This window comes from Pseudomonas sp. A125, from assembly GCF_055409485.1.
Genome location: NZ_JBUZVP010000020.1, coordinates 95623 through 112319, shown reverse-complemented (window position 1 = coordinate 112319; position 16697 = coordinate 95623). Strand labels below are relative to the sequence as shown.

Below are 16697 nucleotides of genomic sequence, written 5' to 3'. Positions count from 1 at the left end.
CCAAAGATTCCGGGGCCGCTACGCAGCCCAGCGGGAGCAAGCTCCCTCGCCACAGGGGTCATCGTCTGCGGGTTAGAACCGCAGCGTAGCCCCCGTCGTGAGCCATTGATGCTGATCCCCGATCAAACTGCGCCCTACCACCAGGTCTACATCCACATTCTTGCCGATATGTACCCTCGGTCCCGCTTGCCAGGCCTGGTCGCCACCTTGCTGGCCGTAGCGTTCGGCGATCAGCGTCAGCGAGTCCACCAGGTTGTATTCAAACCCGGTGCCCCAGGTCGGTCGATGGGATTGGTCGCCGTCGTTATAGCCGTGGCTCCAGCCCGCGTTGAAGTTCAGCCGCAGGGCTTCCACGGGCTGCCAGGTAAATGGCAGGTTCAAGTCGGCGCCATCGAACGAATGCTGACGGTTCAGCGCGTAGTGCACACCGGCAGACGCGGCCAGTTCCAGGCCCAGGTCTTCCCTGGCCCACAACTGCGCCTTGAGCTGCGGATTAACCTGGGTTTCTCCATCGCCATCATGGTTGGCCCGCGACACGGCGGCGGTCCATTGCAGCCAGGGAATGGCAGTAGAGGTGCAAGCCGGCGCCAGGGTTTCGTTGTGGGTGGCGCCGTCGTGCCGATTGGCGGTGAACCAGGCGTCGACGTTGCATTCGCCCGGGGCATTGATCGCGCCATCGTCGACCACGTAAGCGCCGCCGGCCGCATAGGCATTCGACATCAGGCCGAGCACCAGCACGATGCCCGCGGTCACGCCGACGAAGATCAGGTTGCGTCGCACCGCACGGCGCTTGGAGGCGGGCAGGGGATGGAAAGTAATGTGGGTGGTGCGGTTGCGGTATTTGGCGAAACCGTCAAGGGTGTGTTTCTTGTACATGGTGAACCTCGATCAACAGCCTGAGGCGTGCCCCGGCCGGATTCGGCAGGGACGCGCCGTGATTCAAATAGAAAAAAGTGCGCAACGGGGTGCGGCTACAACTGGGTTCGTCTTGCATGTTCGGGTGCTCCAATAAGGGTTGATTCAGCTGTCTACGGTCAGCACATGAATGCCACAGGCCTTGGCCTGGCTGACCAGCTCCGAGGTGTCGTCGCCACCGGGCAGCGCGATGATCACGTCGGGGCGGCTGTCGGTGAGCATGAAGCGGTTGCGATGGCGTTCGGCGTGCTTGCCATGGCGTTGCCAGTTGGGTGGGTAACGCACCACATCCACCCCCGTTTCCCGGGCCCAGTCCTCCACGTCGCTGCCCAGGAACTGACTGCCGCCGTGGATCAACACCTGCACCGGGCGCAAGCGGTGGTAGGCGTCCAGCACCTGGCGGGACATTTTTGTATCGGCGTAATGACGACCTGCACAGATCAAGACGCGCATGGTGATGTTTCCTTGTATTGCATACTGCTATTTATCGACGCGGGCGCAGCAAGCGGATGCACGTGCTGTTCAAGGTGCTGGAAAACCCCAGCATGAAGCGCATTTCCACGGCGCTGAGAACGTTGCGCGCATACAGCCGTACGCCCAGCACCATCACCGCCTTGGCCGCCCGTGCGAGGCCGAATATCAGCGCGGCGCGTGCGGCGTTGTCGAGGTAGCTCATGAGTCGGGTCATTGTCTGTCTCCGCGGGCGCTGGCTATTCACCGATAGCCAGCGTTTTCAGGGGCGGTTGATCAGTACCACTGCTTGAAGCGGCGGATGTAGATGGTTTTCATCAGTTGTGCCACGCAGCAGTAGGCGACCAGGGTGCCCACCAGCCATGGGAAGTACGCCAGTGGCAGCGGCTCCAGGCCCACCATCGCGCCCAGCGGCGAGAACGGCACGTAGATGCCCAGCGCGATCACAATGCAGGTCATCATCATCACCGGCCATGCGGCGTTGCTCTGGAAGAACGGGATCTTGCGGGTGCGCAGCATGTGCACCACCAGGGTTTGCGAGAGCAGCCCCTCGATGAACCAGCCCGACTGGAACAGGGTCTGCATTTCCACACTGTTGGCCGAGAACACGTACCACATCAGGGCAAAGGTGGTCATGTCGAAGATCGACGAGGTCGGCCCGATCCAGATCATGAAGCGGCCAATGTTTTTCGCATCCCACTTGCGTGGCTTGGCCAGGTATTCCTTGTCCATCTTGTCCCACGGCAAGGCCAGTTGGGAGATGTCGTACATCAGGTTTTGCAGCAGCAGGTGGATCGACAACATCGGCAGGAACGGGATGAACGCACTGGCCACCAGCACCGAGAACACGTTGCCGAAGTTGGAGCTGGCGGTCATGTTCAGGTACTTCATGATATTGCCGAAGGTCTCGCGGCCTTTCAGCACGCCTTCTTCCAGCACCATCAGGCTCTTTTCCAGCAGGATGATGTCGGCCGATTCTTTGGCAATGTCCGTCGCGCTGTCCACCGAAATACCCACGTCGGCATCCCGCAGGGCCGGCGCATCGTTGATGCCGTCGCCGAGGAAACCCACGGTGTGGCCGTTGGACTGCAAGGTCTTGAGCACCCGGGACTTCTGCAGCGGCGTCAGCTTGGCAAACACCGTGCGCTCCTCAACCCGCAGCTTGAGGGTGGCGTCGTCCATCGCTTCGATTTCCACGCCCAGCAGTGGCTCGCCGGGTTCCAGGCCGACCTGGCGGCAGATCTTGCTGGTGACAATGGCGTTGTCGCCGGTGAGTACTTTGACCGCCACGCCAATTTCGCGCAGGGCAGCGATTGCCGGGCCAGCGGTTTCCTTGGGTGGATCAAGGAACGTCAGGAAACCACGGATCACCAGGTTGCGCTCATCGGTCGTGGTGTACTGCTTGCGTGCAACGGCCTTGGGAATGTTGCGGGTGGCCAGCACCAGCACCCGAAAGCCGTCTTCGTTGTAATCCTGGGCAATCGCCAGTAACTCGTTGCGACGACGATCATCCAGCTCGACCGCAACGTCGCCTTCCATCACATGGGTGGAAATGCCCAGCATCTCCTCGACCGCACCCTTGCACACCAGCAGATGATCGTGTTGCGCGTCCTTGACCACAATCGACAGGCGACGGCGGATAAAGTCGAATGGCAGCTCGTCGACCTTGCTGTAGGCGAACGGTATCTGGAACTTCGGATTCTGTTCCGAGAACTGTACGACCGCCTGATCCATCAGGTTCTTCATGCCGCTTTGGTGATGGCTGTTGAGCCAGGCCAGGGTCAGCACCGAGTCATCACGGTTGCCAAAGGCATTGACGTGGTGTTCGAGGATGATCTTGTCCTGGGTCAGGGTGCCGGTCTTGTCGGTGCACAGCACGTCCATTGAGCCGAAGTTCTGGATTGCGTTGAGGCGCTTGACCACCACCTTGCGCTTGGCCATGGCAGTAGCACCCTTGGCCAGGTTGGCGCTGACGATCATCGGCAGCATTTCCGGGGTCAGGCCTACCGCAACCGCCAGGGCGAACAGCAAGGCATCACTCCAGTCACCCTTGGAGAAACCGTTGAGGAAGAACACGATTGGCGTCATTACCAGCATGAAGCGGATCAGCAGCCAACTGACACTGTTCACCCCACGGTCAAACGCGGTTTGCACCCGCGAGCCGACGATCGCCTTGGCCAGGGAGCCAAAGTAGGTGCGCGGGCCGGTAGCAACCACCACGGCTTGCGCCCGGCCACTGACCACGTTGGTGCCCATGAAGCAGATGTTCGGCAGGTCCAGCAGGTTGCCCTGGTCGGCCGCCGTGGACGTGGCGGATTTTTGCGTGACGTCCCCCAGGGTGTCGTACTTCTCTACCGGCAAGGCTTCGCCGGTCAGCACGGCCTGGCTGATGAACAGGTCGCGGGACTCGATCAGGCGGATGTCGGCCGGGATCATGTCGCCGGCAGACAGTTGCACGATATCGCCGGCCACCAGGTCGCGCATCGGCACTTCTCGCAAGGTCGGCCTGGAACCTACTTGCTCGCGGCGAAGCACGGTGGCGGTGGTGCGCACCATGGCCTTCAAGGCCTCGGCGGACTTGGCCGAACGGTGTTCCTGCCAGAACCGCAGCAGGCTGCTGAGTATGACCATGGTCATGATAATGATGACCTTGGTCAGGTCGGCTTCTTCACCGGCACGCAGCGGTAGCCAATAGTCCGTGACGAAGCTGATGGCGCCCAGGGTCAGCAGCACATAGATGAACGGGTTGTTCAGTGCCTGGAGGAATTGCACGATGGCGTGCGGCGGCTTGTCGTGGGCCACCTCGTTGTAGCCTTCACGTTGCAGGCGAGCAGAGGCATCCAGCTCGGTCAGGCCATCCTTGGTTGCCCGGACATTGGCGAGGGTCGCCGAGAGGCCGTTCTGGGCTTCGCGGGCGGCACGCATCGACAGCTTGGTGTCGGTGCCGTTTTTCTTGTGCAGTTTCGGGGTTTTTACTGCGCTCATTGTGTGTACTCCTGTCGCCAATTTTTCGACAAAACATACCCGGTACTTACCTGATGACAGGCGAGCGAAAGCATGCCGAGTCGCTGACTTCGCGATCGGTTTAAATAAAGTGTTGAGTAACTTTCTAGAGGCCCGCTAACAGTGCGTTAGTTAACTAGCGCGCAGCGGGCTGCTACTGGCTTCGTCCATAGAGAACTCCAGCTAAACAATTAACGGATAATCAGGAAGTTGCTGTTTCCAGCCGGCTTATGCCGCGCGAGCGTCCACGTAGAGGCTCACCATCAGGCGCGCTTGCGCGACCAGGCTGGAAACGTCCCGTCTCTGTGGGTCTTGAGGGTCGGCGTGGTCCCATTGCTGGACCAGGTGGCCGGTGGTGGGGCAGATACGCCAGTGCGCCAGGGGAGCCGGGCACACGCGGGGGGAGGCGCTAACAAAGGCGCTGCGGGTAGGCGAAAAGCCTACGGGCTCGCGGCACAGCTTGGCGCGCAGGGCGGCGGCCAGCGTACGCAGGTCAGGCAAGGCAATCAGTTGAAAGGTCATAACACACCTCGGGACCGGACTGGCATCCGGTGAGGCAGTTACGTTGGAGCGTCAGGCTCTAGCGCAGCTTACTCGGCCGGAAAGGCGAGTCCCATCATGTTTTTTGGGTTTTGCGCCCGGTTCGCCGCATTCACGGTGATCGGACAGCGACTAGATACTGTGTCCATTGGCTTCTTTTGTGAGGTTGAAAAATGGCCCTGAGTTGCAGGCACGGGGAATTTACTCAGGCAGTTGTCGGATGTCAACGTTTAATGACTTAAATTGTTACTGGTTCAGAGTGTGTTCAGGCGGGGGCGAGAGAGTTGTGGTGTTGCGTGAACTTTTGATAAATGAACTTTGGGGGGGAACTTATTGGGTACATATCCGTTGTTGAGGTAACGGCGGCTATTGGTTGCGCTCCTACAGCGGATCACTTTTGGCAAAGCAAAGGCAAAAGCTGTTTTTCTGTAGGCGCTGGCTTGCCGGCGATGCAGGCAACTTGGTCTTTCAGATAAACCGAGGGGATGCCATCGCCGGCAAGCCAGCTCCTACGTGTTCGCTGTTGATTTTGCGTCTAACACTCAGGCCGGCCGGGAGGTCGCTGTGCATTTGATCTGCTTTTGACTTTGATCCTAGGCCCCGTTCGGGCACACCGAGCCTAAGCGAGGTGCCGAGTGGTGGGGCAAGTGCCTTTTGGTTACTTTTGGGTTCCTTTCAAAAGTGACCCGCCGTAAGGGCGGAACCAATCGAAGCCATCACCCAAAAAACGGATACACCCACAACCCGACCAAACCTGTGCCGCGCCTCCATGGCCCAACCGACCCTGGCCACCGCACTGGAAACCGGCCTGGGCTTCCTGTCGCTGATGCTCGAGCGCATGCCGGCGCAACTGATGCACCAGCAGAGCCTGGCGGAAATCGTACTGTTGGAACCGGAGCCCGAACCCAAGCGAGCCTTCACCTACTTCGCCTACTGGATGATCGTCCACGGCGTCGCCTGTTGGTTGGCGGGGCGGCGCATCCCGATGCTGGCGATTGAGTTGCGTTGCGCGCAACCGGACTTTTGCGATGACTACCAGGTGATGTTCTCCGATAACCTGGGCTTCGACCGGCCGCGCACGCGGATGATTTTCGCCGCCGACTGCCTCGACCTGCCGATCAAGCGCAGCCCGGAAGAGCTCAAGCGCTTCCTGGCGCATGCCCCCGCCAACATCCTGGTCAAATACCGCGACCCTGACAGCCTCGCCACCCGCATCAAACACGACCTGCGCCAGATGCCCCGGATACCTGGACGGAAACCGACGGCCTGGCTGCCACCCATTGCATCACTTCCTCCACTCTGCGCCGCCGCTTAACGGAAGAGGGGCAGACCTATCAGGGACTTGAAGACAGCGTGCGCAAAGAGCTGGCGATTGTCTGGCTGGCCGACTGCGACATCAGCTTTGCCGAGATCGCCACCCGCCTGGGGTTTGCCGATGCCAGCTCGTTCTACAAGGCGTTTCGCAAATGGTCGGGGTCCAACCCGGGCATTATCGTAGTCTGATTCTTGGTGATCCCGCGTAACGCCAAGGGGCGAATGAAATACGCTTCAACAATCAGCTGTCACCGGAAGAGATCGAAAAGAGTTACGCAGCGAGCCTGCGGAATGTTTAGAAAGCCCAGAACGATACAAGCTATTGCTTTTTAAATGTTTTTTGCCCACCTAATAGCAATGTTGCGCTTACACCAAGTAAACCAATGAAGCAGGAGGCTGCAACTATAATCAACGTTAGCGAAAAACCGTAAGCATCTAATAACCCACCGAAGACAGTATAGGATATACCGATAATAACCGAATTAACTAAATTTGCAGCAGAAACGCAAGACGCTCGTATGGGGGACTCAATATTGGCATGAATATACGTTTCATATGAGGTCTCATATATAGCGGGAATCGACATGATTAGAAGAAAGCTTACAACTGACGTAATTATTCCGATATTCAATGATAGAGTGAAAAGAAGTAGCGCAACAATAGCTGTGGTAGTAACAGCAATGAGACCGAGAGAGTATCTAGAGCAAACAAAACCCGCGGCGATAAACATTATGGCCGATATGCCTTCGACTGCAGCGTAAATTCCAGCAATTAATGGCACCTCCAAACCCTGCATGGAAAAAAATGGCTGGCCATAGATGAATAAAGGGACTGTTGCAAGCTCGAATAAAGCATATCCAACAAACAAAGGTATAAGAAAGGCGCCTTTTTTAGAACCGAAAAAAGTCACTAGCGAATTAAGAATGCCCGAAGTATCGTGATTGTCTGTGCAATTTTTTGTGTCGTAAATTAGTAGCGTTGGTTGGGGGTGGATTTCAGGAATTAATGTTACAACAAAAGCCCCGGCAAGCTTTGAAGCTGCAAAAGCAATATAAACAATGTCCCAAGACCAAGTGTCTTGTAGCACACCGCCAAGAAGCATAGACAAACCTAATGAAATTGCACCGATAGCGCGGGCACGTGATAATATTTTAGGATATTGTTCAGTTCGATGCTCGGCTAGTAAGTTGTCATATAATAGTGCTCTGTCTGAGCCGGAGCCCATAGCAATACTGGCGCCGAATAGGCAAAAAATAATTGCGAAAGGAATAAAAGAGGAGAATAGCAAGAAGCCAACTCCACTGATAGAGAGCCCTAAAAAACCGATGATAAGAGAAAGTTTGCGACCATATCGGTCTGCGAGCAAACCAGATGGAATTTCTAATGCTACGCAAGAAAAAAATAAAAAAGATTGAAGAATACCTATCTCCCCTTGTGTGATACCCAGCTGCAGTAAGTAAAGCACGAACAGACTTCTCTGAACATCCAGATTCATAAAAATCGATAAGGTATAATATAAATTATCGTTCTTGCTCTTTGAGAATTTAAGCAGGTTCATTTTTATTTAAATTCCTGTTTTTTTGTAATCTCAAGAGTTTTGAAGTTTAAGTTTAAAGTACATGACTCGCCCGCGCATTTGCTGCTCAAAAAGTGAAAACCTATGAGTATCTACATGTAAGTTTTGAACCGCGATAGTGAATCCGCAATTGATTACGTTATGCCACCATCTCGGGGGGATATAAATGGCATCACCCGCGGATATCGTACCCTCGAAAATTTCTGCACCTCGCTCCAATACGTCATTAGTAATTTCAGAATTAAACAAATCTTGTCCATTCGAAACCGCAAATGTGTGAGAGGGTGATACCAAGCGTGCCTTTTCTTCACCTACAATCATGGTTAACACAGAGTTCACGAAAAAAGAGTCTGTATGGAGAGGGCTTGATACATGTCTCAGAGAAGAGTCTCGGAATTGCTGAGTCAACCAGTACCTCTTGAGTAAAGATCATTTTGCGAGCATTACGCAAACAGACATTTCATCATTTTACGTATGAATGCCGTCGTAATAGAAGAAATGGCCGCTGCGACAAAAAATATTTAAGTCTGTTCGTCAGGCGCAGCGCGGTATTAGGAAATTGCCCACGAAGAACATGTTATTTGGCTTACAGAAGTAACTTTCAATATTTTAGGACGCTCCAAACAAAAAAAAGCCCCACGACCGAATGAGGCCATGGGGCTAAAAATTGGCTGGATGCGACCAACCAAAGGAGCTCTTTACATCACATCACTTCGCACTGGCGATCGTGGTATCCGGCTGCCAGCCACCACCCAACGCCTTGTAGATCGCGACAATCCCGCGATACAGATCCACCTCGGCCTGGGCCTGGGAATCCTCGGCGGCCAGACGCTCACGCTGGGCATCAAGCAACACCAGGAAATCCACGGTCCCTTCGCGGTAGCGAATCTCTGCCAGATCGGCAGCAGCACGGCTCGACTCACTCTGACGAATCAGCGAAACCAGGCGCTGCTGGCGTTTGCCGTAATCACTGAAGGCATTTTCCGATTCTTCCAGCGCCAACAACACCTGCTGCTCATAGGTCGCCAGAGCACCATCCGCCTCGGCATCCGCGCCGCGCAACCGCGCCCGCACGCTACCCAGGTCAAACGCAGCCCAGGTAATGCTCGGGCCCAACGACCAGGCATTCGCCGCCGCCGATCCAATCTGCGAACCGCGCCCGGCGGTAAAACCAAGGAACCCACTGAGGCTCACCCGTGGAAACAGGTCAGCCTTGGCCACCCCGATCCGCGCCGTGGCCGCGGCCAACTTGCGCTCGGCGCTGAGAATGTCCGGACGACGCTGCAACAACTGCCCCGGGTCACCAATCGGCAACGCCTTGGCAATCGCCGGCAAGTCTTTCGGGCTCAGGTCCACGGTCAACTTGTCTGGGCGCTGGCCGAGAAGGGTGGCGATGCGATTACGCTCGCGTACTTCTTCAGCCTGCAGTTGCGGCACGCTGGCTTCTACAGCCGCCAGGCGCGCATCGGCACGCACCACGTCAAGCTGATCACCCACACCGGCATCGCGCAGGCTAACGGTGATGCCACGCGAGTCTTCCTGGTTCTTCAGGTTGGCCACCGCGATTTTTTCGCGCAGTTGTGCGCCGCGCAGTTGGCCGTAGGCGTCTACCAGTTCGGCAATCATGGTGACTTGCAACTGATAGAGGTCGGCTTCGGCAACCTGTTGGTCAGCGTCGCTGGCCTCCAGGTTGCGGCGGATGCGTCCAAACAGGTCCACTTCCCACGCCATGTCCAGGCCCAGGTCATAACGCTCGCTGTTGACGCGATTGGTGGTTTGGCCAGGAATCTGGCCCTTGCCCACATCACTGCTGACGCGGCTGGTGATCACCGGCATCACGTCGTTGGCGGCATCGTCACGAATCGCCCGGGCGGCCCGCAGGCGGGCAAATGCCACCCGCAGGTCGCGGTTGCCCTGCAGCGATTGAGTCACCAACTGGTTAAGGGTCGGGTCTTCGAATTGCTGCCACCAGATGCCTTCGAACTTCGCGTGGTCGTACTGCTTGGCATCGGCGGCGGCCGTTACGTTGGCCGCCTCCAGTGGCTGGGTTTTATAGTCCGGGCCCACGGCACAGGCGCTCAGGGCCAGTACCAGTAAGCTCGGCAAAAATACTTTCACGCTCATTGCTGTGTCTCCAGCTTCAAGGCCTTGGCCGCTTTACGGGCCTCACCGCGCTCGACAAACCGGCGGATCAGTACATAGAACACTGGCGTCAACAGCAGACCGAAGAAGGTCACGCCGATCATCCCGGAGAACACCGCCACGCCCATCGCATGACGCATCTCGGCACCGGCACCGCTGGACAACACCAGCGGCACTACACCCATGATGAAGGCGAACGAGGTCATCAGGATCGGCCGCAGACGCAGACGGCAGGCTTCCAGTACCGCAGCCAGTGGGTCGAGGCCTTCCTGCTGTTTGTCCTTGGCAAACTCGACGATCAGAATCGCGTTCTTACACGCAAGCCCCACCAGTACGATCAAGCCGATCTGGGTAAAGATGTTGTTGTCGCCGCCGGAGATAATCACCCCGGTGATGGCCGACAGCAGGGTCATCGGTACGATCAGGATCACCGCCAGTGGCAGGCTCCAGCTTTCGTATTGGGCGGCCAGTACCAGGAACGCCAGCAGTACGCAGAGCGGGAACACAAACAGTGCGGTGTTGCCCGAGAGGATTTGCTGATAGGTCAGGTCAGTCCACTCATAGGTCATGCCGTTGGGTAACTCGTCTTTCAACAGTTTCTCGATCGCAACCTGGGCCTGGCCGGAGCTGTAGCCTGGTGCGGCGTTGCCGTTGATCTCGGCCGTGATGAAGCCGTTGTAGTGCATCACGCGGTCCGGGCCCGAGGTGTCGCTGACCTTGATGAAGGTCGCCAGCGGGATCATCTCGCCTTTGTTGTTGCGCACTTTCAATTGGCCGATCTGGTCTTCATCCTGGCGGAACTGCTGTTCAGCCTGCACGTTGACCTGATAAGTACGGCCGAAGCGGTTGAAGTCGTTGGCATACAACGAGCCCAGGTAGATCTGCAGGGTGTCGAAGATGTCACTGATCGCCACGCCATGGGTCTTGGCCTTTTCGCGGTCGATGGCAGCATCGACCTGGGGCACGTTGACCGTGTAGCTGGTGAACAGGCCGAACAACTCAGGCACACCACGGCTTTTGGTGATGATGTTCTGCACTTCCTTGTAAAGCTCGTCGTACCCCAGGTTGCCACGGTCTTCGACCTGCAGGCGGAACCCGCCGATCGTACCCAGGCCCTGTACCGGCGGCGGTGGGAAGATGGCCATGTAGGCGTCCTGGATGCTGGCGTACTTGCCATTCAGTGCACCAGCAATCGCACCGGCAGACAGGCTCGGGTCTTTACGCTCATCGAACGGCTTCAAGGTCACGAACACGATGCCGTTGTTCGGGCTGTTGGTAAAACCGTTGATCGACAAGCCAGGGAACGCGATAGCGCTTTCCACGCCAGGCTGTTTCATGGCGATGTCCGACATGCGCTTGATCACATCTTCGGTGCGGTCCAGGCTCGCGGCGTCCGGCAATTGCGCGAAGGCCACCAGGTATTGCTTGTCCTGGGCGGGTACGAAACCGGTCGGCGTGTGGGCAAAGCCCAGCCAGGTCAGGACCATCAGGCCGGCGTACAGGAACAGCGCGATGCCACTGCCGCGAATTACCCGGCGCACAGTGCCGACGTAACCATGGCTGGCTTTGTCGAAGAAGCGGTTGAACGGTTTGAACAACCAGCCACCCAGCACCTTGTCGAGGAACCTGGAGAAGCCGTCTTTCGGTGCGTTGTGACCTTTAAGCAATACCGCTGCGAGGGCAGGGGACAAGGTCAGCGAGTTGAACGCCGAAATCACCGTCGAAATCGCAATGGTCAAGGCGAATTGCTTATAGAACTGCCCGGTCAAGCCGCTGATAAACGCCGCTGGAATGAACACCGCACACAGTACCAACGCGGTAGCGATGATCGGGCCGGTCACTTCGCTCATGGCCTTTTCAGTCGCCGGGAACGGTTCGAGTCCCAATTCAATGTTCCGCTCGACGTTCTCCACCACCACGATGGCGTCGTCCACCACGATACCGATGGCGAGTACCAGGCCGAACAGCGACAGCGCGTTGAGCGAGAAGCCAAACAGGTGCATGACCGCAAACGTACCGATCAGCGATACCGGCACCGCCACCAACGGAATGATCGAGGCGCGCCAGGTTTGCAGGAACAGGATTACCACCAGCACGACCAGGATCAGTGCTTCGAACAGGGTGTGAACCACCGCCTCGATGGAGCCGCGCACGAAGACGGTAGGGTCATAGGCGATACGGTAATCCATGCCCTCCGGGAAGCTTTGTTTGAGCTCCGCCATCTTGGCGCGCACTTCATTGGAGATGTCGATTGCGTTGGAGCCCGGACGCTGAAAGATCGGTATCGCCACGGCCGGCTGGTTATCGATCAACGAGCGCAGGGCGTACTGGCTGGAACCCAGCTCAACCCGAGCGATGTCCTTCAGGCGCGTGATTTCGCCGTTGTCGCCGGCACGGATCACGATATTTTCGAACTCTTCCTCAGTGACCAGACGGCCCTGGGTATTGACCGACAGTTGGAAGCTGGTGTCATTGGGCGCAGGCTGCGCGCCCAATGCACCGGCCGCCACCTGGCGGTTCTGTTCACGAATGGCCGTGACCACATCGGTGGCGGTCAGGTTGCGTGAGGCGGTCTTGTTCGGGTCCAGCCACACACGCAGGGAGTAGTCGCCCATGCCGAACAACTGCACATCGCCCACGCCGCCCAGCCGTGCCAACTCATCCTTGATATTGAGGATCGCGTAGTTGGACAGGTAGAGCATGTTGTAGCGCTGATCCGGGGAGGTGATGTGCACCACCATGGTCAGGTCGGGGGAGGCCTTGTCCACGGTAATACCGATGCGCGTCACTTCCTCAGGCAGCTTGGGCTGCGTGCGGGTTACACGGTTCTGCACCTGCACCTGCGCGTTGTCCAGGTCGGTGCCCAGGGCGAAGGTGATGGTCAGGGTCAGCTTGCCGTCGGCGGTCGACTGCGAGGACATGTACAGCATGTTCTCGACGCCGGTGATGGCCTGCTCCAGGGGAGCGGCTACGGTTTCACCGATGACTTTAGGGTTGGCGCCAGGGAAGTTGGCGCGAACCACGACGGTCGGCGGCACCACTTCCGGGTATTCGCTGATCGGCAACTGGAACAGCGAGATCGCACCCGCGATCAGGATCAACAGCGACAGCACCGCTGCGAAGATCGGCCGCGAAATGAAGAACTTGGAAAAATTCATCTTGAGTTGTATCCCTTAACCGCGTGGAGTCGCGACGCTGGCAAGTTTTGGCGCGGCTTTATCCGGCGCCACTTGCTCCAGGTTGCTGGCTTCAAGCGCTTGTCGTTGTTGTGCCAAGGCGGCGAGGGTTTCCTTGCTGGCCATCGGGATGGTTTCCGGGGCAACCGGCGATCCCGGGCGAACGCGCTGCAGGCCCTTGACGATGATCGTGTCGTCTTTGGTCAGACCGCTGCGCACGATGCGCAAGCCTTCGATCTTCGGTCCCAGTTCCACGGCGCGATAGGCCGGCTTGTCGCCGTCCATCACCAGCACGAACTTCTTGCCCAGGTCAGTGCCCACGGCTTCGTCATTGATCAACACGGCGGAGTAGGTGCCGCTGCCTACCAGCTTCAAGCGGGCATACAGGCCAGGGGTGTATTCGCCCTTGCTGTTGTCAAACACGGCGCGACCGCGAATGGTGCCGGTGGCCGGGTTGACCTGGTTGTCGACGAAGTTCATCTGGCCCAGGTGCGGGTTGCCGGTTTCATTGGACAGGCCCAGGTACACCGGGGTGGTAGCGCCACGGCGGCCCTGGCGCGCGAGTTCGGTGTACTTGAGGTACACGCGCTCATCGGCGTCGAAGTAGGCGTAGACCTTGTCGGTAGACACCACGCTGGTCAGCGCGGTGACATCGGCGGTCACCAGGTTGCCGGCGGTGATCTCGGCACGGCTGACACGGCCGCTGATGGGCGAAGTCACACGGGTGAAGCTCAGGTTCAGCTTGGCCAGGTCCAACTGCGCCTGGATGCCGGCCACGGTGGCGTGGGCTTCCTGGGCGGCGGTGGTGCGCGAGTCGGCCAGTTCGGCGGAGATCGCATTGCTCTGGCGCAGGCGTTCACCGCGCTGGGCTTCGTTATCGCTGCGGGTGGCGGCGGCTTTGGTTTGCGCGAGCTGGGCTTCGAGGCGGCGCACTTCAGCCTGGAACGGACGCGGGTCGATCTGGAACAGCAAGTCGCCTTTCTTGACCAGCGAGCCTTCGGTGAAAGCTACCTGGTCGATCTGGCCCGACACGCGCGGGCGGATCTGCACGGTTTCCGGCGCTTCGAGGCGGCCGGTGAACTCGTCCCACTCGTTGACCGGTTGTTCCAGCACCTTGGCCACGCTGACATGGCTGGGTGGCATGGCGGCCGCTTGTTCTGGTGTCTTGCCGCACGCGCTCATCACCAGCACGGCCAAAATGGCCAGGGGATAGCGCAAATGTTTGAGTGACTGTTCCATGAGGTGCATCCGCCAATGTATTTAAGATGGGCGGATCATGCTCGGCAGGGTGCTATCTCACGAATCGAATGAAACAAAGGTAACTATCATTCGGAATGATATAAGCGTACGGCAAGCCCTCTAGAATGCGGGTTTCGTTAGGGAGCTATCAATAGTGTTGATGACAAAGGACTGTTGCGCCGAATGCAAGGAACCCCGGAGGCAGGCGATTGTCGCGCAAAATCACACCACTTGGCAGGTGCTTTTAGGCCACACTTATCGAGCCCCAACCAAACGCTGAACCATAACAGCGGAGAGTCCCATGCCTGATACACCTGCGCTGCGTAGCGTGCTCGAAAATGATCGTTTCCGTCTATTGGTCGATGCCGTGATCGACTATGCGATTTATATGCTGGACCCCAACGGTATTGTCGTCAGTTGGAACTCCGGCGCCCGGCGATTCAAGGGCTATCAGGAGGCAGAGATCCTCGGTTCGCATTTTTCGTGTTTCTACACCCCACAGGACCGCGAGGCCGGCATGCCCGAGCGGGCGTTAAAAGCGGCTACCGAAGAGGGGCGATTCGAGGGCGAAGGCTGGCGTGTGCGCAAGGACGGCACGCACTTCTGGTGCCATGTGGTGATCGACCCGATCCGTGATCCCGATGGCAGCCTGCTGGGCTTCGCGAAGATTACCCGCGACCTGACCGATCATAAGATTGCCGAGCAAACCCTCAAGCAGAGTGAGCAACAGTTTCGCCTGCTGGTGCAGAGCGTCACCGACTACGCCATCTATATGCTCGACCCCGTGGGCCGCGTCAGCAGTTGGAACCTGGGAGCGCAGCACATCAAGGGGTACTTGCCCCTGGAAGTCATCGGCCAACATTTTTCGCTGTTCTACACCGCCCAGGATCGCGCCAACGGTGAACCCCAGCGCGCGCTGGAAGTGGCTGCCCGCGAAGGCCGGTTCGAGAAGCAGGGCTGGCGGGTGCGTAAAGACGGTTCGCAGTTTTTGGCCCACGTGATTATCGACCCGATCTGGTCCGACACCGGCGAGGTGCTGGGCTTTGCCAAGATCACCCGCGATATCAGCGAAGTGGTGCAGGCGCAAAAAGAACTGGAGCTGGCGCGTGAGGCGCTGTTCCAGTCACAGAAACTGCAAGCCGTGGGGCAACTCAGCGGCGGCATTGCCCACGACTTCAATAACCTGCTGACGGTGGTGCGTGGCAACCTGGAGCTGTTGCGCAAGCACGTCGGCGACAACCCGAAACTGTCGCGCCTGGTGGACAATGCCGTGCTCGGCACCGACCGGGGGGTGTCATTGACCCAGCGCATGCTGGCTTTCGCCCGGCGCCAGGAGCTGAAAACCGAAGCGGTGTATTTGCCGCAGATGGTCACCAATATTCTCGGCCTGTTGTGCAGCTCGGTAGGGCCCAAGGTGCAGGTGCAGGCGCATCTGGCCCCTGACCTGCCCGCCGTGCATGCCGACATCAACCAATTGGAACTGGCCCTGCTCAACCTTGCCAGCAACGCCCGTGACGCGATGCCTGGCGGCGGCGCGCTGGCCATCGACGCCCAGGTGCGTGAAGCCGAGGGAACGCTGCGCCACGGGCAATACGTATGCCTGTCGATCGTCGATGAGGGCGAAGGCATGGACCCACAAACCCTGGCCCGTGCCGCAGACCCGTTCTTTACCACCAAGGGCGTGGGCAAGGGCACCGGTCTTGGGCTATCAATGGTCCATGGCCTGGCAGAACAGCTGGGTGGCCGCCTGGTGATGCAAAGTACGATAGGGCTGGGCACGCGTGCCGAACTGTGGCTGCCCCTGGCAACCAGCAAGGTCATCATCGCACCCTCGCCGGTTGTGGAACTCGCCGCTCCAGCGTTCAAGACATTGACGATATTGGTAGTGGATGACGACAGCCTGGTGCTCAACAGCACCAAGCTGTTGCTTGAAGACCTTGGCCATCGAGTGATCTGGGCCGCCAGCGGGGCCGTGGCCCTGCAGTGCTTTGCGCAGCACCCGGGCATCGACCTGATGATCACCGACATGGCCATGCCGCACATGGACGGGGCGCAATTGGCCGAGCGTGTGCGGGCGATGCTGCCCGGCTTGCCAATTATTCTCGCCACTGGCTACGCGCTGAACCTGGATGGCCCCATTGCGACACTGCCGCGACTGTTCAAACCCTACAGCCAGTTGCAATTGGCGGAGGTGATGGCCCAGGCGCTTGCGCAGCCAACTGTTGGCTGAACAACAGCAGTCGGGCAGTTGTGGTCTGCGCGGCACAGTCCGGCCGTAATGGATATTTTTAACTATCTGATTTAATTGAATAAAAAATATG

The 16697-nt window shown here is 58.2% G+C and carries 11 protein-coding genes and 1 pseudogene; 2 read left to right on the top strand and 10 right to left on the bottom strand.

What is annotated here, in order from left to right:
• Positions 1–72: 72 nt before the first annotated feature.
• From ACZRN6_RS24605 to ACZRN6_RS24585, 5 genes are all read right to left on the bottom strand, one after another.
• A complete protein-coding gene (locus ACZRN6_RS24605) occupies positions 73–876 on the bottom strand; it encodes a hypothetical protein (protein ID WP_464009066.1) in 804 nt (267 codons plus the stop codon).
• A 144-nt stretch (positions 877–1020) separates the two neighbouring features.
• The gene (locus tag ACZRN6_RS24600; protein WP_322144979.1) at positions 1021–1368 is read right to left on the bottom strand and encodes an SLOG family protein; all 348 of its coding nucleotides are present in this window, start codon (positions 1366–1368) and stop codon (positions 1021–1023) included.
• 31 nt (positions 1369–1399) lie between these two features.
• Complete coding sequence (locus ACZRN6_RS24595) at positions 1400–1603, bottom strand: hypothetical protein (protein ID WP_416152073.1); 204 nt, start codon at positions 1601–1603, stop codon at positions 1400–1402.
• Between the two features lie 59 nt (positions 1604–1662).
• Positions 1663–4371: a magnesium-translocating P-type ATPase gene (mgtA, locus tag ACZRN6_RS24590; RefSeq protein WP_322144980.1), complete on the bottom strand. Its 2709-nt coding sequence runs from the start codon at positions 4369–4371 to the stop codon at positions 1663–1665.
• A 246-nt stretch (positions 4372–4617) separates the two neighbouring features.
• Positions 4618–4911 (bottom strand): hypothetical protein, encoded by a 294-nt coding sequence (locus ACZRN6_RS24585; RefSeq protein WP_322144981.1) that lies wholly within the window; start codon positions 4909–4911, stop codon positions 4618–4620.
• 772 nt (positions 4912–5683) lie between these two features.
• On the opposite strand from ACZRN6_RS24585, the pseudogene ACZRN6_RS24580 reads away from it, so the two are divergent.
• Positions 5684–6452, top strand: a pseudogene (locus ACZRN6_RS24580) (AraC family transcriptional regulator); the annotation flags it as partial.
• Between the two features lie 110 nt (positions 6453–6562).
• Here ACZRN6_RS24580 and ACZRN6_RS24575 read toward each other — a convergent pair.
• The 5 genes from ACZRN6_RS24575 to mexE all read right to left on the bottom strand — a co-directional run bounded on the left by ACZRN6_RS24575 (position 6563) and on the right by mexE (position 14376).
• The gene (locus ACZRN6_RS24575; RefSeq protein ID WP_464009065.1) at positions 6563–7801 is read right to left on the bottom strand and encodes an MFS transporter; all 1239 of its coding nucleotides are present in this window, start codon (positions 7799–7801) and stop codon (positions 6563–6565) included.
• Between the two features lie 30 nt (positions 7802–7831).
• The gene (locus ACZRN6_RS24570) at positions 7832–8227 is read right to left on the bottom strand and encodes a cupin-like domain-containing protein (RefSeq protein WP_464009064.1); all 396 of its coding nucleotides are present in this window, start codon (positions 8225–8227) and stop codon (positions 7832–7834) included.
• Between the two features lie 300 nt (positions 8228–8527).
• On the bottom strand, positions 8528–9943 hold the full coding sequence (locus tag ACZRN6_RS24565; RefSeq protein WP_322144983.1) for a TolC family protein: 1416 nt from the start codon (positions 9941–9943) through the stop codon (positions 8528–8530).
• Entirely contained in the window at positions 9940–13119 is a 3180-nt protein-coding gene (locus ACZRN6_RS24560; protein ID WP_322144984.1) for an efflux RND transporter permease subunit, read from the bottom strand. The genes ACZRN6_RS24565 and ACZRN6_RS24560 overlap by 4 nt, the downstream gene beginning before the upstream one ends.
• A gap of 15 nt (positions 13120–13134) precedes the next feature.
• Complete coding sequence (gene mexE / locus ACZRN6_RS24555; protein ID WP_464009063.1) at positions 13135–14376, bottom strand: multidrug efflux RND transporter periplasmic adaptor subunit MexE; 1242 nt, start codon at positions 14374–14376, stop codon at positions 13135–13137.
• Positions 14377–14677: 301 nt separating this feature from the next.
• On the opposite strand from mexE, the gene ACZRN6_RS24550 reads away from it, so the two are divergent.
• On the top strand, positions 14678–16606 hold the full coding sequence (locus ACZRN6_RS24550) for a hybrid sensor histidine kinase/response regulator (protein WP_464009062.1): 1929 nt from the start codon (positions 14678–14680) through the stop codon (positions 16604–16606).
• Positions 16607–16697: the final 91 nt, after the last annotated feature.